This window comes from Alcaligenes sp. AB3 (assembly GCF_031844565.1).
Classification (GTDB): domain Bacteria; phylum Pseudomonadota; class Gammaproteobacteria; order Burkholderiales; family Burkholderiaceae_B; genus Alcaligenes; species Alcaligenes faecalis.
In genome coordinates, this window is sequence record NZ_JAUZVM010000003.1 from 415414 (window position 1) to 436080 (window position 20667).

Below are 20667 nucleotides of genomic sequence, written 5' to 3' on the forward strand. Positions count from 1 at the left end.
GTAGTGCCCCACACCCGCCTGCATCCACCCTGTCTTATCGGGGGCAAGCCCCACGCCAAGCGCCCCCATGGCATACTGCCAACGTTGACATCCCTTACAGGCTCATCATCATGCAAGGCAATCCCGAAGTCCTCGACTATCTGAATCAGTTGCTGCGTGGCGAACTCGCAGCGCGCGACCAGTACTTTATCCATTCCCGCTTTTACGAGCATCTGGGTTTCACGCAGCTTTACGAGCGCATGAACCACGAAATGGAAGAAGAAACCCAACACGCTGACGCCCTGATACGTCGTATCCTGATGCTCGATGGCATTCCTGATATGCGCCCCAATGCGTTTGAGCCCGGCAAGGACGTGGTCGGCATGTTGCGCAAGGATCTGGAGCTGGAATATGAAGTTCGCGCTGCCTTGCAAAAAGGCATAGAACTGGCCGAATCCGCCAGCGATTTTGTCACCCGTGACATTATTCTGGCCCAGTTGCGCGACACGGAAGAAGACCACACCTACTGGCTGGAAAAACAATTAGGCCTGATCGAGAAAGTGGGCCTGGAAAACTACCAGCAATCCCAAATGTAAGGCCTTCGGGCAAAACGCATTGCAGCGCAAATCCGACAGGCTACCGCGCTGCAAACACAAAAAAACCGCCAGCATATGCATGGCGGTTTTTTTATGCCGGGTAGGACTCCAATGAGCGCTACCCTCAACTTGGGTGATTAACCCAGGTTCTTGGCAGCAAAGTCCCAGTTCACCAGGTTCCAGAAAATTTCCAGGTACTTGGGACGGGCGTTGCGGTAGTCGATGTAGTAGGCGTGTTCCCACACATCACAGGTGATCAGAGCGACGTCATCGGAAGTCAGCGTCGTGCCAGCGTTGCTGGTGTTGACGATATCCAGGGAACCGTCGGCCTTTTTGACCAACCAGGTCCAGCCCGAACCGAAGTTGCCAACGGCAGACTTGGTGAAGGCTTCTTTGAACGCATCGAAACTACCCCATTTGGCGTTGATGGCATCAGCCACTTTGCCGGTAGGAGCGCCACCGCCGTTAGGGGACAGGCTGTTCCAGTAGAAAGTGTGGTTCCAAACCTGAGCAGCGTTGTTGAACACGCCACCGGAGGATTTCTTGACCACGTCTTCCAGGGAAGCATTTTCAAATTCGGTGCCAGCAACCAGGTTGTTCAGGTTGGTGACGTAAGCCTGGTGGTGTTTACCGTAGTGAAACTCCAAAGTTTCTTTGGAGATGTGTGGCTCAAGGGCGTTGAGTTCGTATGGAAGAGCTGGAAGAGTGAATGCCATTTCAATTCCTTCTAAAAAAAAACCGTGTTTGGTATCCAACAAGGACGACGCAGCCTAGAGTAGATCGTGCGTGCGCACCACATCCACCGACACATGACCGCGACTCAACTCGACATCGAGTCGTTCACCAATCTTTAAGTCTAACGCATTTTTTACAACTTTCCCCTCGCTATCCCTGACTATGGCATATCCACGATTAATGATAAGGCGCGGGGACAGGGCTTGCAGCGTTTGCTGGGCCGCAGCCAGGCGTTGGCGGCGCAAAACCAGCGCGTGATCCAGACCTTTTTCCAGCCGCTGGAAAAGCATATTCAGATTTTGCTGTCTTGACGCCAGCTGCGGAATGCTGCGCTCCAAACGAGCCCTTAACGTAGTCAGGCGCAAAGCGGCGGTATCGGGGACGCTGCGGGCCACACGCTGCAATCTTTGCGTCAGATGATCCAGGCGTTGCTGCTGCTGGGCCAGTCGTTGATGCGGAGAAACCAGCTTGGCCACCGCCCGATCCAGGCGCAAGGATGCGCGGTCCAGATGGCGCTGCACGCCGTGGCTCAAAGCCCCCATGCGCGCAAACACCTGCTCCAGCAACTGATCGCGCCCAAGACAGGCCAGTTCGGCCGCGGCGGTTGGCGTGGGTGCACGCAAGTCGGCCACGAAATCGGCAATGGTGAAATCGGTCTCGTGCCCCACCCCACTAATAATAGGGATAGGACTGGAGGCGATCAGACGTGCCAGACCCTCATCGTTGAAAGCCCAGAGATCCTCCAGACTGCCGCCCCCGCGTACCAGCAAGAGCGTATCGACCTCGGCCCGCTCAATCGCGGTTTCCAATGCTTGTCGCAATCGCGGTGGCGCTTCGGCACCTTGAACTGGAGCGGGATAAATAATAATGCGCACATGCGGAGCGCGACGCTCCATCGCAGTCAGCACATCTCGCAAAGCAGCGGCCGCCAAGGAAGTGATGATGCCTACACTGCGCGGCAAGCTTGCGATTGGGCGCTTGCGTTCCGGCTCGAACAAACCTTCGCTTTGCAGTTGCCCCTTTAATCGCAGAAACGCTTCATGCAAATCCCCCAACCCGGCGCGACGCATGCCCTCGACCTGAACCTGAAAGTCCCCGCGTGCTTCGTACAAGGTCACCGAACAGCGAAACTCGAAGCGCTCGCCCGCCCGCGGCACGAAGCCCACGGCCTGGGCACGCCCCCGGAACATCACGGCACGAACGGCCGCCTTGTCGTCCTTGATGGAGAAGTACCAATGCCCGGAAGCAGCCTGGGTAAAGTTGGATACTTCGCCACTAACCCAAACCACCGGCATGTGCTCGTCCAGCAATTGACTGACACGGCGGTTCAACTGTGCCACGGTCCATACCGCAGGTGCTCTAGATTCTTGATAATGCATCATATTCTTTGTTTTTGACTCGCCACGAGCTAGTTTTCCACCGCTCCGTATCCACAACTGTCATGCTTTTGTCAAATAGACGCCAAGACAATGGCTTCCGTGGAACACCTGATGCAATACTTTATCGAAAACAGGTAAGCCATTGAAATTAAACACTATTTGTAAAAACACAAAGATGGTCGAAAATTAGCCAGAGAACCTCTAAACCACCACCCGAGCCACTATGGGATGTTTTATACACAGAATTATCCACAGTTTTTGTGGATAGTTTTAGCACTACACTTATTACTTCAAATACATCAGGGGTTTGGCGTCACTCTGCGTGTAAAAGACCCTGAAGTGTACCGCGCCCGCGCCGGAACATTCCCGCAATGCAGGCAGGGGCTCTACAATAAGCGCTGATTTATTTCGTGACCGGATAATAGACTCGTGCTTACTTTGATCCATGCCGCTGGCTGGCCTGTCTGGTTCCTGCTGGCCTGCTCCATTCTTGCCCTGGGTTTAATCCTGGAGCGCCTTCTGGCCCTGCGCAGCAAACGAATTCTACCGGCTGGACTGGCACGCCAGATCAGCGAGCTGACAGCCCAGAACCGTATCCAGGACGACTCCCTGCCCCGCCTGTACGACAACTCCCCCCTGGGTCGAGTATTAGCCACCGTACTGAAAAATCGTCATCTGGCTTCCGCCTTGCGTGAGTCCGCGGTCGAGGCGGAAGGCAAGGACATTAGCTACCAATTGAACAAGTACATTCCGGCACTGGGCACCATTGCCGTGATCGCCCCTTTGCTGGGCCTGTTTGGTACGGTTATTGGCATGATCGACATTTTTGCCGCTTACGACCCTGCCGGTGGTGACCCCAGCCTGATTGCCCGTGGCATTTCCGTTGCCCTGTACAACACTGCCCTGGGGATTCTGATTGCCGTCCCGGCCATGATCTTTCACCGCTACTTTCGCAGCCGTGCCGACTACCTGCTGCACTGCCTGGAAACAGAAGCTGGTGCCCTGGATCGCCTGTTGGCACAGAGGGCTGCCTGATGCGCTTTCGTCGAGCCCAAGACCAGGACACGCTGGAACTGAATCTGGTGCCCTTGATTGACGTCTTGCTGGTGGTGCTGATTTTTCTGGCTGCCAGCAGCACCTTCGTGCGCTATCGCCAGCTGGATGTTTCCTTGCCCCAAGCTCAGGCCCAGGCCGCCCAGACCACTGAACTGCTACTGGCTATCAGCCAGGACGGGCGCTATGCCCTGAACGGCATGTGGCTGGATGCCAGCAGTGGTTCTCCCCTTAGCCAAGCTCTGTCGACGGAAAAAACCGACGAGAACAGCAGCCTGCTGATTCTGGCTGATGCCCAGGCGCCCCACTTTGCAGTGGTCCAGGCCATGGAAGCCGCCCGTCAGGTGGGCATCCATCGCATTCACTTTGCGACCCAGGCCCCATGAGTGTGCGCGTCCGCCTGACTGATTGGCTGCACCAGCAGTGGCAGAAAAAAGGCTGGTTCAGTCTTGTGATGCGTCCTCTTTCAGCGCTGGCGGCAATCTTCGTACGACGCAAGCAGCAACGCTACGAGCAAGATCCCGGTGCATCCTACCGCAGCCCGGTGCCGGTGATTGTGGTGGGCAATATCATCGTCGGTGGCGCAGGCAAGACTCCCGTTGTCCTGGCTCTGACCGAGCAATTGCGTGCTTTGGGTTGGACGCCCGGTATTGTCAGCCGTGGTTATGGTGTGGAGATCGGCCCCAACCCGCGTGTGGGCCAGGGTCAATTAGCCGCCGAACAGTTTGGCGATGAACCCGCTCTGATTGCCGCCCAAACCCAGGCTCCCATCGCTGTTCACCCTCGTCGTGCCCTGGCTGCCCAGGCTTTGCTCAAGGATTTCCCGGCCGTCGACCTGATTATTTCAGATGATGGCCTTCAACACCTGGCCTTGCAGCGTGATATGGAAGTCGTGGTGCAGGATGCACGTGGCGTAGGAAACGGCCTGCTGCTACCGGCCGGCCCACTGCGTGAAGGCCCCGAACGCCTGCGTACGGTGGACTGGCTGATCAGCCAGGTGGTGGCCGACCAGGCGCCTCCTTTCACTCCTCAGCCCGCTGAAGCCGGCCGCGCCCTGACCATGAGCCTGCGCCCGTATCAGCTGGAACACCTGAGCTCGGGCCGCCGCCTGAGCTGGTTGGACTGGCAGCAGGAATACGGTCAACAGGAACTGCAAGCCTTGGCCGCCATTGGCCAGCCTGCCCGTTTTTTCACGATGCTGCGCGCTTGTGGTCTGCATCTGAGTCAGACTTTCCCCCTGCCCGACCATGCCGCCTTGCAAGCCCAGGACTTTCAAGCCCTGCATGACGGGCTGGTACTCATTACCCGTAAAGACGCCGTAAAATGCCAGCACCTGAACGACTCACGACTGTGGGTTGTCGATGTCCAACCCGAGTTCTCACGCCCGGACTGGATTGCTGAACTGGACAGCCTGTTGCGCAAGCGGCGCTTAACCCCACCCTCTTTATCCGGAGTTCAATAATGGAAACTCGCCTACTCGAAGTGCTGGTCTGCCCTTTGTGCAAAGGCCCTCTGCGCCACGACCGCGAACAGCAGGAACTGGTTTGCAAAGCTGACAAGCTGGCCTTCCCTGTTGTGGACGGCATCCCCACCATGCTGATCAACGAAGCGCGTCAACTGGATGCGCAGGAACCCGCCAGCAACTGATATGACTTTTTCCGTCATCATCCCTGCGCGCCTGGGTTCCACCCGTCTGCCCAACAAACCGCTGGCTGACATTGCTGGCCAACCCATGATCGTGCGCTGTGCCCAGCAAGCAGCACTGAGCGGAGCGCGTCAGGTTTGGGTGGCGACGGACTCGCCTCAAGTGCTAGAAGCCGTCCAGGCAAGCGGCTTCAACGCCCTGCTGACCGACGCCGAGCACCCGACCGGCACGGATCGCCTGGCCCAGGCCGCCCGCCTGCTGGAGCTGTCCGAGGACGAGATCGTGGTCAATGTGCAAGGGGACGAGCCGCTGATTCAGCCCGAGCACATCAATGCGGCCGCCGAACTGCTGGCCCGCAGCGAACAGGCGGATATTGCCACGCTGGCCGCGCCCATCAAGAACGCCGAGACGCTGTTCAATCCCAATGCCGTGAAAGTGGTGTGCGACCTGCAAGGCCGCGCCCTGTACTTTTCCCGCGCCCCCATGCCCTGGGCCCGCGACGCGCTGGCCAGTGGCGAACGGGTACTGGCCGACGGGCTTCCCGCATTGCACCATATTGGCCTTTATGCCTACCGAAATCGCTTCCTGCAGCAGTACGCCCAGCTACCGCGCGGGCCGCTGGAGCACTTCGAATCTCTGGAGCAGCTGCGAGCCATGGAAAACGGCTTCCAGATTATGGTTCACCGCCTCCAGGAGATTCCTGCAGCGGGGGTAGACACCGAACAAGACCTGGAAAGAGTACGCGCTCACTTCGCAAATCGGTTATAAAAGATCTTTTTTCTGCTCTATCCGAATAAAAAATGCGCTAAATATGCTGCAACGCATCATACTGAAGCGAGAATCGGATCGACGCATTTCCTGGAGGAATTCATGCGACTCATACTGCTCGGGCCCCCTGGTGCCGGCAAAGGCACTCAAGCTGCTTTCATTACCGAGAAATTTGGTATTCCACAAATTTCCACGGGCGATATGTTGCGTGCCGCTGTCAAAGCCCAATCCCCGCTGGGTGTAGAAGCCAAAAAAATCATGGACGCCGGTGGCCTGGTCTCCGATGACATCATCATCGGCCTGGTTCGCGACCGTCTGAAAGAAGCAGACTGTGAGCCCGGCTACCTGTTCGACGGTTTCCCACGCACGATTCCCCAGGCCGATGCCTTGAAGGATGCCCAGGTCAAACTGGACTTCGTGATCGAAATCGACGTACCGGAAGAGAGCATCATCGAACGCATGAGCGGCCGCCGTATCCACGCAGCCAGCGGTCGTAGCTACCACGTCACCTTCAATCCACCCAAAACCCCCGGTGTGGACGACGTAACAGGCGAACCCTTGCTCCAGCGCGACGATGACCGCGAGGAAACCGTACGCCACCGCTTGTCTGTCTATCGCGAGCAGACCCGCCCTCTGGTCGATTACTACTCGCAATGGTCAGCCACCGGCGACCCGCAAGCTCCGGCCTATCGCAAGATTTCCGGCGTGGGCAGCGTCGATGAGATCCGCCAGCGCATTGTGGACGCCCTGGCAAGCTAAGTAAGTCAAGATTCAGCCGGCCCCAAAAGGGCCGGTTGTTTATTATTCAAGGGAGACAAGCTCATGCAAATCAATAACAAGACTTTTATTGTCACGGGCGGCGCATCGGGTCTGGGCGCAGGCACCGTACGTATGCTGGTTGAAAATGGCGCCCGCGTGGTGATCGCCGACATTCAGGACGAGGCCGGCGAGGCTCTGGCCAAGGAGCTGGGCCAACACTATCAGCGCTGTGATGTGACTTCCGAGCAAGATGCCCAGGCCGTGGTGGATCTGGCTTGCCAGGACAGCGCCCGCCCCCTGTTCGGACTGATCAACTGTGCCGGCGTGGCCCCTGCCTCGCGCACCGTAGGACGCAATGGTCCCCACACGCTGGACCTGTTCCAGAAAACCGTCATGATCAACCTGGTCGGCACCTTCAACATGTGTCGTCTGGCCGCCGCTGCCATGAGCAGCAATACCTCCGAAGCTTCGGGCGAGCGTGGCGTGCTGATCAATACGGCTTCGGTCGCTGCCTACGACGGCCAGATTGGCCAAGCGGCATACGGTGCGTCCAAAGCCGGTGTGGTGGGTTTGACCCTGCCTCTGGCCCGCGATCTGGCGCAGACCGGCATTCGTGTCATGACGATTGCCCCCGGCATCTTCGGCACCCCCATGATGTTTGCCATGCCTCAGGAAGTTCAGGACTCCCTGGCAGCCAGCATTCCTTTCCCATCGCGCCTGGGTCGCCCTGAAGATTTCTCCCAACTGGTGCAAAGCATCATCAATAATGAAATGCTCAATGGCGAAACCATCCGTCTGGATGGCGCCATCCGTATGGCACCAAAATAACTTTCTGTATCGGCTCCAATGGGTTTGTTTCGCTCGGCGGCCACCATTAGTGGCCTGACGCTGCTGTCTCGTATCACCGGACTGGCACGCGATATTCTGATTGCCCGCGCCTTTGGGGCGGGCCCGCTCACCGACGCTTTCTGGGTGGCCTTTCGCATTCCCAACCTGCTGCGACGCCTGTTTGCAGAGGGTGCGTTTTCACAAGCCTTTGTACCCATCCTGGGGCAGGTGCGCAAGGAACACGAGCAGGACAAGGTTCAGCAATTGCTGGACCGCGTTGCCCTGCTGCTGACCTTTGCCGTCATGCTGGTCACTGCCATTGGCATTGTTGCGGCCCCCTGGGTGGTCAGTGCCATGGCCAGCGGCCTGACCGCCCCCGAGCGACAAACCGAATTTGGCGCCGCCATCACCATGACGCGCATGATGTTCCCCTACATCATCTGCATGTCGCTGGTAGCTTTTGCCTCTGCGGTACTCAACACCTGGAGCCGCTTTGCGGTTCCGGCCTTCACGCCCATCCTGCTGAATCTGTCCATGATTGGCGCCAGCCTGTTTCTGGCCCAGCACATGGAAACGCCCATTTATGCCCTGGCCGTTGGGGTAATGGTGGGGGGGCTGGCCCAGTTGCTGGTGCAATGGGTTGCACTGGCCCGCCTGGGCCTGTTGCCACGATTCTCATTACGGCTGGGGGAAGCGCGCCGCGACCCCACCGTGCAACGCATTCTCAAACAGATGCTGCCCGCCATTCTGGGCGTTTCTGTTGCGCAGATTTCCCTGCTGATCAATACCAATATCGCCACGTGGCTGCAGTCCGGCAGCGTGACCTGGCTGTCCTTTGCCGACCGCCTGATGGAATTCCCCACCGCCCTGCTGGGTGTGGCACTAGGCACAGTTTTGCTGCCCAAGCTGTCGGCCGCCCATGCAGGCAAGGACGACAAGAACTACAGTGGTTTGCTGGACTGGGGCCTGCGTCTGGTCTTGTTGCTGGGCCTGCCGGCCGCCCTGGGCATGGCCTTGCTGTCCGACGGCCTGGTCGCCACACTGTTCCACTATGGTGCGTTTGCCGCTGCTGACGTTGCCCAGACCAAGCTGGCAGTGGGGGCATATTCGGTTGGCCTGGTTGGCCTGCTGGCCATCAAGATTCTGGCCCCCGGCTTTTACGCCCGCCAGGATATCCGCACTCCCGTACGCATCGCCATTGCCGTCCTGATCATTACCCAGCTATTCAATCTGGTGCTGGTGCCCACCTTTGCCCACGCCGGGCTGGCCTTGTCGATTGGCCTGGGTGCCACCGTCAATGCGCTGACCTTGCTGGTCATGCTGCGCAAGCGCGGGATTTACCAGCCCAATCATGACTGGTTACGTTTCTTCCTGAAGATTATTCCCGCTCTGGCCGCTCTGGCCGCCGTCCTCCTGCTGGCTAACCGTTATATCGACTGGATCAGCCTGGGAGCCACGCCCCTGCTGCGTGTGCTGTATCTGGGCGGCGTGTTGCTTGCCAGCGGCATTTCCTATTTCGGCATGTTGTTTATCGTAGGCATTCGCCCCTCTTACTTTACAAAGCGGGCTTAGTATCCTAGAATAATTGTCTTTGCCGATTAAACTTTAAAACTTAGGCTTTATTAAAAATGGCTAATTCCGCACAAGCACGCAAGCGCGCCCGCCAAGCAGTGGCTCGCAACAAACACAACGCCAGCATCCGTTCCATGCTGCGTACCGCTATCAAGCGCGTTCGCCAGGCTATCGAAGCCGGTGACAAAACCGCTGCTAACGAAGTTTTCCGCAAAGCGACCAGCATCATTGATCGCGTTGCCGACAAGAACATCATTCACAAGAACAAGGCTGCCCGCCACAAGAGCCGCCTGTCTGCTGCTATCAAGGCCCTGGCCTGATTGCTGAAGATTTTTAATGGTTTAATCGGCTCTGGCCTAAAAACCAGTTAGAAAAGGGGTGCCTAGCACCCCTTTTTTATTAGCCACAAAACCATTGCCTGAACACGCAGGCCAATCATGCTAAGTTATGGATTTGCTATTTCATCAGCGAGTCCCCATGACACGTCCCATCGTGCTGCAACTGGTATCTTTGGCCCAGCACCCTTCTTTTGACGAAATCGACCGTCACTTCGAGCGCATTGAATTTCAGAACCTGAACCAGCTCTCTGCCGAGCAGATCGAGCGCGTACAGATATTACTGACCAGCGCTGTCACCGCTACCCCCTCCTCCTTGATGGACCGCCTGCCCGCTTTAAAAGCGATTTGCAGCGTCGGGGTAGGCTACGACTCCATCGACGTACAGGCCGCTAAGCAACGCGGCATCCAGGTCAGTACCACCCCTGATGTCCTGAACGACTGCGTGGCCGATATGGCCTGGGCCCTGATGCTGGACGCTGCCCGCCGCGTCACTGAATCCGACCGTTATGTACGCGCCGGTTTATGGGATCGACCCAACGGTTTCGGTCTGGGTACCCGCGTCAGCGGCAAGAAGCTGGGAATTGTGGGCCTGGGCCGCATTGGCCAGACCATTGCCCGCCGAGCCAGCGGCTTTGATATGGATCTGCGCTATCACAACCGCCGCCCACGTCACGATGTGCCCTGGCATTACGAACCTTCCCTGATCGAGCTGGCCCATTGGGCAGACATCATGGTGATTGCAGCCGTCGGTGGCGACGAAACGCGCGGGCTGATCAATATCGACGTGCTGAATGCCCTGGGCTCCAAAGGAATTCTGGTCAATATTGCCCGCGGCAGTGTGGTCGATGAAAGCGCACTGATTGCCGCCTTGCAGGAAGGACGACTGGGTGCTGCCGGGCTGGATGTATTCGAGAATGAACCCCAGGTCCCCCAGGGCTTGCGTGACCTGGACCAGGTGGTTCTGGCACCGCACACCGCCAGCGCGACACATGAGACACGCGAAGCCATGCTCTCTCTGGCGCTGGAAAATGTAATGCAGTATCAGAAAACCGGCAAAGTGCTGACGCCACTGGCCGTATAAAAAACAAGTCGCCTACCGTTTCAGCGGTGGCGACTTCCTGGATTCGCAGTCTGAATCAGGAATCGACAGGGTCCATATTGTCGGGATCAATGCCGCTAATCTTCAAATTATTATCATCGGCAAAGCCACAGACGAATTTCCAGGCCAAAGGTTCAAGCTCTCGCAGGCGCGCATCCACCACCACACAACGCACGCCGTCAATCAATCGCGGCACCACATAGGGCGAATAAGTCAGATGACCACCCATCGCCCCTGCCGGACGAAACTGGGACATTACACCGGCCAAGCGTTCTGCCCAGTCACTGGGACGAAAGCGCTGATCCTGCCGGGTCACACCATGGATTACAAGTTGCTTCACTGGCTCTGTCATAACAATTAATCGCTAATCGTGCAGTTCAGGTATGCTGCACCTTTTCCTTTCTCGCCACGCATTGTATCCGATCGCGGCCACCCAAAGCCTGGGAATCAATAAATTAGCCGCTTGACAATTTATTGCTGATCATTACATTGCCCCCTCGTTTTATTCCGAAACCAAACGGTTTTCCCCTGTCTGTCTCTGGCCGGCTTTGCTCTAAATAGCCGGACAGGTTAAGATGGCTTTCTTTATCCGCAGGATTTTTTTATGGATGCCATCGTGCAAGCAGGACCGCTTCGGCACTTTCTGCAATTTCGCGACTTTTCTCACGACGAAATTTTATATGTGCTGGAACGCGCACGCCTGATCAAAGACAAGTTCAAACGCTATCAGCCGCACCACACATTGCACGACCGCACCCTGGCGATGGTTTTTGAAAAAGCCAGTACCCGTACCCGTGTTTCGTTTGAAGCCGGTATGTATCAGTTGGGCGGCTCGGTCATTCACCTGACCACCACCGACTCGCAGCTGGGTCGCTCCGAACCTATTGAGGATACCGCCCGCGTGGTTTCGCGCATGGTCGATATCGTCATGATTCGTACCTTCGAGCAAACCCGTCTGGAGCGTTTTGCCTCCCACTCGCGTGTGCCGGTCATCAATGGCCTGACCAACGAATTTCACCCTTGCCAGATTCTGGCCGACATCTTTACCTTTATCGAACACCGTGGCGATATCAAAGGCAAGACCGTGGCCTGGATTGGTGACGCCAACAATATGGCCTACACCTGGCTGCAAGCGGCAGAAATCCTGGGCTTCACCCTGCATGTGTCGGCTCCTAACGGCTACCACCTGGAGTCGGATCGCACCGGCAACCCGGATTCCAGCATTCTGCGTGAATTCGACGACCCATTGGAAGCCTGCAAGGGCGCACACCTGGTCACCACTGACGTGTGGACCAGCATGGGTTACGAAGACGAGAACGAAGAGCGTCGCAAAGCCTTTGCTGACTGGTGTGTGGATCAGGAAATGATGGATGTGGCTGACCCTGAAGCCATCTTCATGCACTGCCTGCCCGCTCACCGTGGCGAGGAAGTGACCGGCGAAGTCATCGACGGCCCACAAAGCGTGGTCTGGGACGAAGCCGAGAACCGCTTGCACGTACAGAAAGCATTGATGGAGTTCCTGATTCTGGGTCGCTTGGAAGCCTAAGCGCTTTTACCCAGGGGCAGACTGCCTATTAATGAAAAAGGGATGCTTGGCATCCCTTTTTTAATACAGCAGCGGCATAGACAAGCCGCTGAGCAGTCAGCCAATAAGTGCTTGAAGACCACCTGAATACAGGAAGACTGGACTTCCCACCTATTCTTCCACCTCCAAACCCGCCAAGCGATAGCCAACCTGCAACTCTGTCAGCAGATATTTGGGTTGAGCCGCATCTTCTTCCAGCTTTTGACGCAGTTGCATCATGTACACCCGCAGGTAATGAGGCCGGTCGGAATACGCTGCGCCCCAGGTTTCATGCAGCAAGTGTTGATGGGTCAGCACCTTGCCATGCCCCCGAATCAAGGCCGTCAGCAAACGAAACTCGATGGGCGTCAAATGCACAGCCTCCCCATCCCGCGTGACCTCATGGGAGGCCAAGTCCACCTGCACACCCCCAAAGCGAACCCTCGAAGAAGCCGCCTGAACATTCGGGACCAGTTGGGAGCGTCGTAACAAGGCTCGTATGCGGGCCAGCAGTTCCGGCACGCCAAAGGGCTTGACCAGATAATCGTCCGCCCCGGCATTTAAGGCCGCTACTTTTTCTTCCTCTCGTTCACGCGCCGACAGCACCAGAATGGGCGAATACACCCAGCTGCGCAAATCGCGGATCAAGTCCTTGCCATCACCATCGGGCAAGCCCAAGTCCACAATCATCAAATCAGGACGGCGGGTCGCCGCATCCATGCGCGCCTGCGCCAAGGTGCTGGCCTCGATCACGGACATGCCTTCCTGCTCCAAGGCAATTCGCACGAAACGACGAATATTGGATTCGTCCTCCACGATCAGTATCTGGGCTTTGTTCATGTCAGTAGCTCGTCACCATCCATACGGGGAGCCGGTTTCCAGGGCAGGCGAATCTCAAAGATCACCCCATGAGGCAAACGCGGCTTGGCGCTGATCGTACCACCATGCGCGGCAATAATCGTGCGGCATAGTCCCAAGCCCAAGCCCACGCCCGCAACCGAGGACTCTTTCTGCCCCCGCGTAAAAGTATCAAACAAGCGCTCGGGGTCGCCCGGCGGCAAACCGGGGCCATCATCACTGATCAATAAATACATGGACTGGCCGGAACACAGACCGCGCAAGGAAATCGTGCTGGTGGCAGACGTGTATTTGGCGGCATTATCCAGCAGATTCGTCACCACCCGTTCCAACATGACACCATCCACCTCGACCAAAGGCAGATCCGCTGCAAACTCGGTCACCACCTTGCGGGGCTGCAAAGCAGCAGCACAGCGTGCAACAGCAATCCCCACAATCTCGCCCAGAGCATGCCACTCCTTATGCAGCTTCACACCTTCATTCTGCATCCGCGCCAGGTCCAGCAGGTTGGAGACCTGGCGGCGCAGCTCATCCGACTCAATACGGATGGAACGGGCAATATCCGTGCGCTCGGTTTCGCTCAAACCTTTGGGCTGCTCCAGCGTTTCCGCCAGACCTCGAATCACGGTCAGAGGTGTACGTAAATCGTGCGAAACGGCCGACAGCAGCGTATTGCGCATCTTCTCCCCTTCCATGCGCAGCACCGTATCCTGGGCGATTTCCACATAATGAATCCGCTCCAATGCCTGGGCCAAGGTAAAGCAACAAGCATCCAGCAAACGCCGTCCATCCGGAGTCCTCAACGACGCGGCTCCGCCTGACTGCACCACCAGAACCCCACGCGGGGCCATGGGGCCTTTCAAGGGCAGATACAAGGCACTGGCACCACTCAGAGTCTCGGTGCCGTTACCGGCAGCTTCCATATGATCAAACACCCATTGCGCCACCGATAGCTCTACAAAGCCGGTATGGCGGGTCGCCACCAACTGGTTTTGTTGATCCGGCACCACCAGCACCACCTGCATCTCGAACAAGGGTTCCAGCGTATCGCGGCAGACCGCCAGGACTTGTTCCAGGGCCAAGGCGCCTGCCAAGTCCCGACTGACTCGGGTCAGCGCCGCCGCGCGTCGTTCACCATCACGAGCAGCCCTGGCTTCGGCCTGCAATTTGGCAGCCAACTGACCAATAATCAGCGCCACCCCCAGCATGACGCCGAAGGTAAATACATATTGGGTATCCGTCACCGAAAAAGAATAGCGGGGCTCGACAAAGAAGAAATCGAAAAAGGCCACGGACAGCAAAGACGCCCACACCCCGGCCAGCCGTCCCAAGCGCAGAGCAATAAAAACCACGGTAATCAGGAACAGCATGATCACGTTGGAGAGCTCGAAAAAGGGCAAGAGCTTCTCGGCCAGCAAGGTGGTCACAACGCAAATAATGAACGCAATTGATAAGGCCTTGCCCTGCGCCATGGGCTGTTCCAGTTCCAAAGGCCGTATAGGCCGCTGCACCGTATCCATGCGCACCAGCAGCAAGCCGATTTCAGGATTGCTGCGTGCCAGGCGCTCGGACAAGCTGGTACGCCAGGGCCAGATAGATCGCGCTGAGGAGTTACCTAAAATCAGCTTGGTGGCATTGCGCTGACGGGCGTAGGCCAGAATCGTATGCGCCACATCCTGCCCCGCAATATTGGCAAACTCGGCCCCAGCATGTTGGGCACTGGCCGCCAAACGTACCAGTGCTTCCTGCGCCTTGATCTGCCCGCTTTCCTGCGGCGTATCCACGTGCAGCACAATCCAGGGCGTCTGCAATTGCTGGGCCAAACGCGCGCCCTCCCGAATCAGGGCTTCCTGGGCACTATCCGCACTGACGCACACCATCAGCAGCTCGCGTGTCGGCCAAACTGTGCGTATCGCATGGGAGATACGGTACACATGCACATCCGCATTAACCCGATCCGCCACCCGGCGCAACGCCAGCTCACGCAAGGCGATCAGATTGCCGCGACGAAAGAAGTTCTGACGGGCATGGGCCACCGAGTCCGCCAGATACACCTTGCCCGCATTCAGCCGAGACAACAAATCATCGGGAGGTAGATCCACCAGCAAGACATCTGCCGCACGATCAAAAATCCGATCTGGTACGGTTTCCCGAACCCGTACCCCGACAATGCCACCCACCACCTCATTCAGACTGTCCAGATGCTGCACGTTCAGCGCGGTATACACATCAATACCCGCATCCAGCAGCTCCTCCACATCCTGCCAGCGCTTGGCGTGGCGACTGCCCTCGATATTGGAGTGCGCCAGCTCGTCCACCAGCAACAGTTGATAGCCCGAGGCCAGAGCAGCATCCAGATCAAACTCCGTCACCACCCGTCCCTGCCGCTGGTACTCCTTGCGTGCCAGCACGGGCAAACCGTCGATCAAGGCCTGGGTTTCCTCGCGGCCGTGGGTTTCCACAACCCCGATCGCTACGGACACGCCCTCGGACTGACGCTGATGCGCCTCCTTGAGCATGGCGTAGGTTTTCCCTACGCCCGCACAAGCGCCGAAGAAAATCTTGAGCTGCCCGCGGCGAGGCTGATGCGGGTCGTCACCGATCACCTGCAACAGCTCGTCGGGGTCCGGCCTATCCTCAAGTGACATGGATCTGTGCACTCCATCCAAAAAATTGCTATTGATCTTACGCTCTTATCCAAACAAGGGCGTCAGCAGCAAATCAATCAGTTTGATGCCTATAAAAGGCGCGATCAGCCCGCCCAAACCGTAGATCAGCAAATTGCGTTTCAGCAGGCGGCTGGCCGGTTCAGCCCGATATTTCACCCCACGCAAGGCCAAGGGGATCAAGGCGATGATGATCAGTGCATTGAAAATGACCGCAGACAAGATCGCGGTAGCCGGACTATGCAGCTGCATCACATTCAAGGCCCCCAGAGCGGGATAGGTGACCACAAAAGCCGCCGGAATAATCGCAAAATACTTGGCCAAATCATTCGCGATGCTGAAGGTGGTCAAGGCACCGCGCGTCATGATCATCTGCTTGCCCACTTCCACCACGCGCAAGAGCTTGGTGGGGTTGCTGTCCAGATCCACCATATTGCCGGCCTCTTTGGCCGCCTGGGTACCGCTGTTCATGGCCACGGCCACATCGGCCTGCGCCAGAGCAGGCGCGTCGTTCGTACCGTCCCCGGTCATGGCAACCAGGCGACCTTCGTCCTGATAGCGCCGAATCAATTGCAGTTTATCCTCGGGCGTGGCTTCGGCCAGATAGTCATCCACCCCGGCTTCCGCTGCAATGGCAGCGGCGGTCAGCTTGTTGTCCCCGGTAATCATGACCGTCTTGATGCCCATGGCTCGCAGCTCGGCAAAGCGCTCCTTGATACCGCCTTTGACAATATCCTTAAGCTCCACGACGCCCAGCACCTTATTGCCTTCGGTGACGACCAGCGGTGTGCTGCCCCGCCGGGCAACCTCATTGACCAAGGCATCCAATTCGTGGGGAAACACGCCACCCAGGGACTCAATATGCGAACGCATGGTGTTCGCCGCCCCTTTACGGATCTGACGACCCTCGATATCAATGCCGCTCATGCGTGTATGGGCGCTAAAGGCAATGGTCTGCGCACCTTGCAATTCACGACCACGCAAATTGAAAAGCTGCTTGGCCAGCACCACAATGGAGCGTCCTTCGGGGGTCTCGTCCGCCAACGATGCCAATTGAGCCGCGTCTGCCAAGGCCTGTTCCGATACTTGCGGCGCGGGCAAAAAGGCCGAGGCCTCCCGATTACCCAGCGTAATGGTGCCTGTCTTGTCCAGTAGCAGAACATCCACGTCTCCCGCCGCCTCGATAGCGCGGCCCGAGCTGGCCAGCACATTGGCTTTCATCATGCGACTCATCCCGGCGACACCTACCGCCGACAGCAAGGCACCGATGGTAGTCGGAATCAGACACACCAACAGAGCAATCAAGGCGGTAATCGTGACGGGCGAACCTTGGCCGGTCAGCACCGTTGCAAAGCTGGAGAAAGGCAGCAAGGTCACGCACACCAGCAGAAAGATCAGCGTCAAGGCAACCAGCAAGATATTCAAGGCAATCTCGTTTGGCGTCTTGCCGCGCTTGGCGCCCTCCACCATCGCAATCATGCGATCCAGAAAAGCCTCACCCGGTTTGGCGGTGACCCGCATCACGATCCAGTCAGACAGAACGCGGGTTCCCCCCGTAACGGAACAAAAGTCGCCCCCCGACTCCCGGATAACCGGCGCCGATTCACCCGTAATGGCGGACTCGTCTACCGACGCTGCCCCCTGCAGCACTTCGCCATCAGCCGGAATAATCTGGCCCGCTTCAACCAGCACATAGGCACCGGGCAGCAGTTCGTCGCTGGGGACAGGCCAGGCGCGGCTATCACGGGCGGGGCCTTTCAGAACCTTGGCCATGACCCGCTTGCGCGTAGAACGCAGCGCATCAGCCTGAGCTTTACCACGGCCTTCTGCCACGGCTTCGGCCGCATTGGCAAACAGGACCGTAAACCACAGCCAGGCTGCAATAGACCAGATAAATCCAGCGAGGGCCTCACCCTGCCCCATCAAGGCCTGCACGCCCAGCAAGCTGGTGACGATACTGCCCAGATACACCACACACATCACCGGGTTCTTGAACTGCACCCGAGGCGACAATTTCTTGAAGGCTTCCTTGCACACCCTGCCCCAGGGCACGGCCTGAAATGCCGTCGAACGCTCGGCTTCTTGCGGGGCTTTCAGATCAGTAATAGACATAATGACACCTGCTCCTAACGCACTGCGGGCTGGGCACGCTTGGCCATGTCCAGCGCCAGATTAAGCTCCAAGACCTGCACGCGTGGCTCGCCCAGCACCCCGAATTGACGAGCACTGGTATAGCGATCAATCAGGACCTGGACCTGAGCCAGCGGCATACCACGCACTTTGGCGATACGGGCGGCCTGCAAACGGGCGTTGGCCACCGAAATATGCGGGTCCAAACCCGATGCCGACGCTGTGACAGCATCTACAGGCACGGGAGCATCCTCTGCCAAACCGTTCATCAGGCGATATGCCTTGCTGCGTTCTGCCACAGCCTCCAGCAAACTTTTGCTTAATACCCCCTGATTGCTGGCACCACTGGCCGCCGCGTTATAGGGCTGCGCAATGCTCTTGGAAGGGTCAGCCGGATCGGCTCCCAACGTCGCGCTGGGACGCCCTTGGAAATACTCGGGCTGACTGAAGTACTGACCAATCTGGCGTGAACCCACGAGCTGGCCGTCACGCAGAATCAGGCTGCCCTTTGCCTGCTCCGGGAACAGGGCGGTGCCGATAAAGGTCGTGGCCAACGGGTAGGCAATGCCCGTCAACAGCATAAAAAACAAGGCAGACAGCAGCACGGGACGCAAGAAGCTTTTCATCGTCGGTGCAGCCGGTGTCGAAACCATAAATTGATGGGTAGACATGACAGTCAATCCTCAAAAAGTAATGCCATCGAGCATCAACAGGTGCTCCACAATTGGGCCCAGCGCCAGTGCAGGCAGGAAAGTCAGCCCGCCCACCACCAGAACCACGAAAATCAACAGGCCGGTGAACAAGGGGGTGGCCGTCGACAAGGTGCCTGGTCCGGCAGGAACCGCTTTCTTGGCAGCCAGCACACCGGCCAGAGCCAGCAGGGGCAGCAGGGTCAGATACCGCCCCACCAACATGGCCAGCCCAATCGTTGTATTGAAGAAAGGGGTGTTCGCGTTGAAACCTGCAAAGGCGGAACCGTTATTCGCCGTACCCGAGGTATAGGCGTACAGAACTTCGCTGAAACCATGCGGCCCCATATTGGACAGACTGTCCATGGTGGATGGCAGCACGCTGGCCAAGGCCGTAAAGCCCAGAATGCTGAAGGCATGCGCCAGCATGGCCAGCATCACATACTTCATCTCCCGCGCCTCGATCTTCTTGCCCAAGAACTCCGGGCTGCGCCCTATCATCATGCCCACCAGAAACACCGTCAGAATGGCGTAGCTGACCAGGCTGATAAAGCCCACGCCTATCCCGCCAAACACGTTGTTCAGCATCATTTGGGCAATCGGCACCAGGCCACCCAAAGGCGTCAGCGAAGAGTGCATGGCATCGACCGAGCCGGTAGTCGCAGCCGTGGTCACGGTGGCAAACAAGCTGCTTTGCGCCACACCGAAGCGCAGTTCCTTGCCCTCCAGATTGCCACCGCCCATCGTGCTGCTTTGGGCCTGGTCCACACCCAGGGACGTCAGCAAAGGATTGCCTGCCTGCTCGGCGCTATAAATCAGAGACAGAAAGCCGATGAACATCACCAAGAAGGCTGTAAAGAAGGCCCAGCCCTGGCGACGACGAGCCAGCATCGAGCCAAAGGCATAGGTCAAGGCCGAGGGCACCAGCAACATGCTGAGCATATGCACGGTATTAGTCAGCGGCGTGGGATTTTCAAAAGGATGGGCCGCATTCATGCCAAAGAAACCGCCCCCATTGGTTCCTACATGCTTGATGCTTTCAAGGCTGGCCACCGGGCCCAGGATAATCTGCTGCTTGAGCCCTTCCAGTGTGTTGACCACGACATCAGAGTTCAGTGTCTGCGGCATGCCCTGCCAGATATACAGCAAAGCCAGCAAGAAACTGCACGGCAAGAGCAGGCGATATAAAGAGCGGGTGAAGTCCACCCAGTAATTACCAATATCAGCCGAACTTTTACGGCTTAAACCACGGATGAAGCCACCAGCCGCCGCCAAACCCGTGGTGGCACTGATCATCATCAAAAAAGTGATGGCCGCCATTTGGGAAAAATTGGACAGGCTGGATTCGCCCGAATACGCCTGCCAATTGGTATTGGTTGCAAAGGACACGGCCGTATTGAAGGCCAGGTCGGGCGTTTGCGCGGCACGCTGCAAGCTATCCCCAGGAATCCAGCCTTGCACCCGCAAAAGAATATATCCCAGAAGCAACATGGCGGCATTGCTCAACAAGAGCGCCAGACCATATCGCTTCCAGGACATTTTCTCTTCAGGATTCACGCCCAGCAGCCGATACGTGCCACGTTCGATCAGGCTGTGATTGGGGCTACTGAAAAAATGGGCAATCCATTTACCCACCACCACTAACAAGACCGTAGAGACGGCCAGAATAACTAGAAACTGCATCAGATCGTCCAGCATGACAACTCCTCTTACAGCTTCTCAAGACCAAGAACAAATCCGGTCGCCATCGCAAAGAATGCGAACAGAATCGCTAAAAATAGAAAATCACTCATATGCACACCTGTTCCAAACAATGAACACTTGCCGGCCTGAACTTAGAATTTTTCGGCCTTGAGCAAGGCATAGAACAAATAGATAAACAGCCCCAGAGAAATCCCTCCTGCCAGAACTGTGAAAAAGGACGCACTCATCCCGAACTCCCGATCAATGCTGACTTGCAGCAGACAGACAAAGTCTAGGAGTGGCGGCATAAATTCAGAGCAGTGTTT

At 57.4% G+C, this 20667-nt stretch carries 21 protein-coding genes; 12 read left to right on the forward strand and 9 right to left on the reverse strand.

The window, feature by feature from the left end:
• Positions 1-110: 110 nt before the first annotated feature.
• Positions 111-575, forward strand: coding sequence for a bacterioferritin (gene bfr, locus Q9R35_RS09380; RefSeq protein ID WP_042487888.1), 465 nt, complete (start codon positions 111-113; stop codon positions 573-575).
• 137 nt (positions 576-712) lie between these two features.
• On the opposite strand, the gene sodB is transcribed toward bfr, so the two are convergent.
• Both sodB and xseA read right to left on the reverse strand, forming a co-directional pair.
• Complete coding sequence (gene sodB, locus Q9R35_RS09385) at positions 713-1291, reverse strand: superoxide dismutase [Fe] (protein WP_009455685.1); 579 nt, start codon at positions 1289-1291, stop codon at positions 713-715.
• A gap of 54 nt (positions 1292-1345) precedes the next feature.
• Positions 1346-2692, reverse strand: coding sequence for an exodeoxyribonuclease VII large subunit (gene xseA / locus Q9R35_RS09390; protein ID WP_063693136.1), 1347 nt, complete (start codon positions 2690-2692; stop codon positions 1346-1348).
• 426 nt (positions 2693-3118) lie between these two features.
• Here xseA and Q9R35_RS09395 point away from each other — a divergent pair, with 426 nt between their 5' ends.
• The 10 genes from Q9R35_RS09395 to Q9R35_RS09440 all read left to right on the forward strand — a co-directional run bounded on the left by Q9R35_RS09395 (position 3119) and on the right by Q9R35_RS09440 (position 10733).
• Entirely contained in the window at positions 3119-3724 is a 606-nt protein-coding gene (locus Q9R35_RS09395) for a MotA/TolQ/ExbB proton channel family protein (RefSeq protein ID WP_042487894.1), read from the forward strand.
• Positions 3724-4128: a biopolymer transporter ExbD gene (locus tag Q9R35_RS09400; RefSeq protein ID WP_042487898.1), complete on the forward strand. Its 405-nt coding sequence runs from the start codon at positions 3724-3726 to the stop codon at positions 4126-4128. Before Q9R35_RS09395 ends, Q9R35_RS09400 begins: the two co-directional genes overlap by 1 nt.
• Entirely contained in the window at positions 4125-5204 is a 1080-nt protein-coding gene (lpxK, locus tag Q9R35_RS09405) for a tetraacyldisaccharide 4'-kinase (RefSeq protein ID WP_311219753.1), read from the forward strand. Before Q9R35_RS09400 ends, lpxK begins: the two co-directional genes overlap by 4 nt.
• Positions 5204-5389 carry a Trm112 family protein gene (locus Q9R35_RS09410; RefSeq protein WP_042487903.1) on the forward strand — a complete coding sequence of 62 codons (186 nt, stop codon included), beginning with the start codon at positions 5204-5206 and terminating at the stop codon, positions 5387-5389. Before lpxK ends, Q9R35_RS09410 begins: the two co-directional genes overlap by 1 nt.
• A gap of 1 nt (position 5390) precedes the next feature.
• Positions 5391-6155, forward strand: coding sequence for a 3-deoxy-manno-octulosonate cytidylyltransferase (gene kdsB, locus Q9R35_RS09415; protein ID WP_311219754.1), 765 nt, complete (start codon positions 5391-5393; stop codon positions 6153-6155).
• A 102-nt stretch (positions 6156-6257) separates the two neighbouring features.
• Positions 6258-6914 (forward strand): adenylate kinase, encoded by a 657-nt coding sequence (gene adk, locus Q9R35_RS09420; protein ID WP_026482905.1) that lies wholly within the window; start codon positions 6258-6260, stop codon positions 6912-6914.
• Between the two features lie 63 nt (positions 6915-6977).
• On the forward strand, positions 6978-7742 hold the full coding sequence (locus Q9R35_RS09425) for a 3-hydroxyacyl-CoA dehydrogenase (protein ID WP_311219755.1): 765 nt from the start codon (positions 6978-6980) through the stop codon (positions 7740-7742).
• 18 nt (positions 7743-7760) lie between these two features.
• The gene (gene murJ, locus Q9R35_RS09430) at positions 7761-9314 is read left to right on the forward strand and encodes a murein biosynthesis integral membrane protein MurJ (RefSeq protein WP_311219756.1); all 1554 of its coding nucleotides are present in this window, start codon (positions 7761-7763) and stop codon (positions 9312-9314) included.
• Between the two features lie 56 nt (positions 9315-9370).
• Complete coding sequence (gene rpsT / locus Q9R35_RS09435; protein WP_009455654.1) at positions 9371-9634, forward strand: 30S ribosomal protein S20; 264 nt, start codon at positions 9371-9373, stop codon at positions 9632-9634.
• A gap of 157 nt (positions 9635-9791) precedes the next feature.
• Positions 9792-10733, forward strand: a complete 942-nt coding sequence (locus tag Q9R35_RS09440; protein WP_199265645.1) for a 2-hydroxyacid dehydrogenase — start codon at positions 9792-9794, stop codon at positions 10731-10733.
• A 55-nt stretch (positions 10734-10788) separates the two neighbouring features.
• Here Q9R35_RS09440 and Q9R35_RS09445 read toward each other — a convergent pair whose 3' ends face one another.
• Entirely contained in the window at positions 10789-11103 is a 315-nt protein-coding gene (locus Q9R35_RS09445) for a DUF3579 domain-containing protein (protein ID WP_042487921.1), read from the reverse strand.
• 252 nt (positions 11104-11355) lie between these two features.
• Here Q9R35_RS09445 and argF point away from each other — a divergent pair, with 252 nt between their 5' ends.
• Positions 11356-12297, forward strand: coding sequence for an ornithine carbamoyltransferase (argF, locus tag Q9R35_RS09450; RefSeq protein WP_021446751.1), 942 nt, complete (start codon positions 11356-11358; stop codon positions 12295-12297).
• Positions 12298-12447: 150 nt separating this feature from the next.
• Here argF and Q9R35_RS09455 read toward each other — a convergent pair whose 3' ends face one another.
• The 6 genes from Q9R35_RS09455 to kdpF form a co-directional block, all read right to left on the reverse strand.
• A complete protein-coding gene (locus Q9R35_RS09455) occupies positions 12448-13155 on the reverse strand; it encodes a response regulator (protein ID WP_063693144.1) in 708 nt (235 codons plus the stop codon).
• A complete protein-coding gene (locus Q9R35_RS09460; RefSeq protein WP_311219757.1) occupies positions 13152-15821 on the reverse strand; it encodes a sensor histidine kinase KdpD in 2670 nt (889 codons plus the stop codon). Before Q9R35_RS09460 ends, Q9R35_RS09455 begins: the two co-directional genes overlap by 4 nt.
• A 45-nt stretch (positions 15822-15866) precedes the next feature.
• Positions 15867-17951 (reverse strand): potassium-transporting ATPase subunit KdpB, encoded by a 2085-nt coding sequence (gene kdpB, locus Q9R35_RS09465; RefSeq protein WP_311219758.1) that lies wholly within the window; start codon positions 17949-17951, stop codon positions 15867-15869.
• 14 nt (positions 17952-17965) lie between these two features.
• Positions 17966-18640, reverse strand: coding sequence for a potassium-transporting ATPase subunit KdpC (gene kdpC / locus Q9R35_RS09470; protein ID WP_252606285.1), 675 nt, complete (start codon positions 18638-18640; stop codon positions 17966-17968).
• Between the two features lie 12 nt (positions 18641-18652).
• Complete coding sequence (gene kdpA / locus Q9R35_RS09475) at positions 18653-20356, reverse strand: potassium-transporting ATPase subunit KdpA (protein ID WP_252606284.1); 1704 nt, start codon at positions 20354-20356, stop codon at positions 18653-18655.
• A gap of 137 nt (positions 20357-20493) precedes the next feature.
• The gene (gene kdpF, locus Q9R35_RS09480; protein ID WP_022983188.1) at positions 20494-20589 is read right to left on the reverse strand and encodes a K(+)-transporting ATPase subunit F; all 96 of its coding nucleotides are present in this window, start codon (positions 20587-20589) and stop codon (positions 20494-20496) included.
• Positions 20590-20667: the final 78 nt, after the last annotated feature.

Coding starts and splice junctions, on each gene's coding strand:
- bfr (WP_042487888.1), top strand. CDS start 111: ATGCAAGGCAATCCCGAAGTCCTCGACTATCTGAATCAGTTGCTGCGT.
- sodB (WP_009455685.1), bottom strand. CDS start 1,291: ATGGCATTCACTCTTCCAGCTCTTCCATACGAACTCAACGCCCTTGAG.
- xseA (WP_063693136.1), bottom strand. CDS start 2,692: ATGATGCATTATCAAGAATCTAGAGCACCTGCGGTATGGACCGTGGCA.
- Q9R35_RS09400 (WP_042487898.1), top strand. CDS start 3,724: ATGCGCTTTCGTCGAGCCCAAGACCAGGACACGCTGGAACTGAATCTG.
- lpxK (WP_311219753.1), top strand. CDS start 4,125: ATGAGTGTGCGCGTCCGCCTGACTGATTGGCTGCACCAGCAGTGGCAG.
- Q9R35_RS09410 (WP_042487903.1), top strand. CDS start 5,204: ATGGAAACTCGCCTACTCGAAGTGCTGGTCTGCCCTTTGTGCAAAGGC.
- kdsB (WP_311219754.1), top strand. CDS start 5,391: ATGACTTTTTCCGTCATCATCCCTGCGCGCCTGGGTTCCACCCGTCTG.
- adk (WP_026482905.1), top strand. CDS start 6,258: ATGCGACTCATACTGCTCGGGCCCCCTGGTGCCGGCAAAGGCACTCAA.
- Q9R35_RS09425 (WP_311219755.1), top strand. CDS start 6,978: ATGCAAATCAATAACAAGACTTTTATTGTCACGGGCGGCGCATCGGGT.
- murJ (WP_311219756.1), top strand. CDS start 7,761: ATGGGTTTGTTTCGCTCGGCGGCCACCATTAGTGGCCTGACGCTGCTG.
- rpsT (WP_009455654.1), top strand. CDS start 9,371: ATGGCTAATTCCGCACAAGCACGCAAGCGCGCCCGCCAAGCAGTGGCT.
- Q9R35_RS09440 (WP_199265645.1), top strand. CDS start 9,792: ATGACACGTCCCATCGTGCTGCAACTGGTATCTTTGGCCCAGCACCCT.
- Q9R35_RS09445 (WP_042487921.1), bottom strand. CDS start 11,103: ATGACAGAGCCAGTGAAGCAACTTGTAATCCATGGTGTGACCCGGCAG.
- argF (WP_021446751.1), top strand. CDS start 11,356: ATGGATGCCATCGTGCAAGCAGGACCGCTTCGGCACTTTCTGCAATTT.
- Q9R35_RS09455 (WP_063693144.1), bottom strand. CDS start 13,155: ATGAACAAAGCCCAGATACTGATCGTGGAGGACGAATCCAATATTCGT.
- Q9R35_RS09460 (WP_311219757.1), bottom strand. CDS start 15,821: ATGTCACTTGAGGATAGGCCGGACCCCGACGAGCTGTTGCAGGTGATC.
- kdpB (WP_311219758.1), bottom strand. CDS start 17,951: ATGTCTATTACTGATCTGAAAGCCCCGCAAGAAGCCGAGCGTTCGACG.
- kdpC (WP_252606285.1), bottom strand. CDS start 18,640: ATGTCTACCCATCAATTTATGGTTTCGACACCGGCTGCACCGACGATG.
- kdpA (WP_252606284.1), bottom strand. CDS start 20,356: ATGCTGGACGATCTGATGCAGTTTCTAGTTATTCTGGCCGTCTCTACG.
- kdpF (WP_022983188.1), bottom strand. CDS start 20,589: ATGAGTGCGTCCTTTTTCACAGTTCTGGCAGGAGGGATTTCTCTGGGG.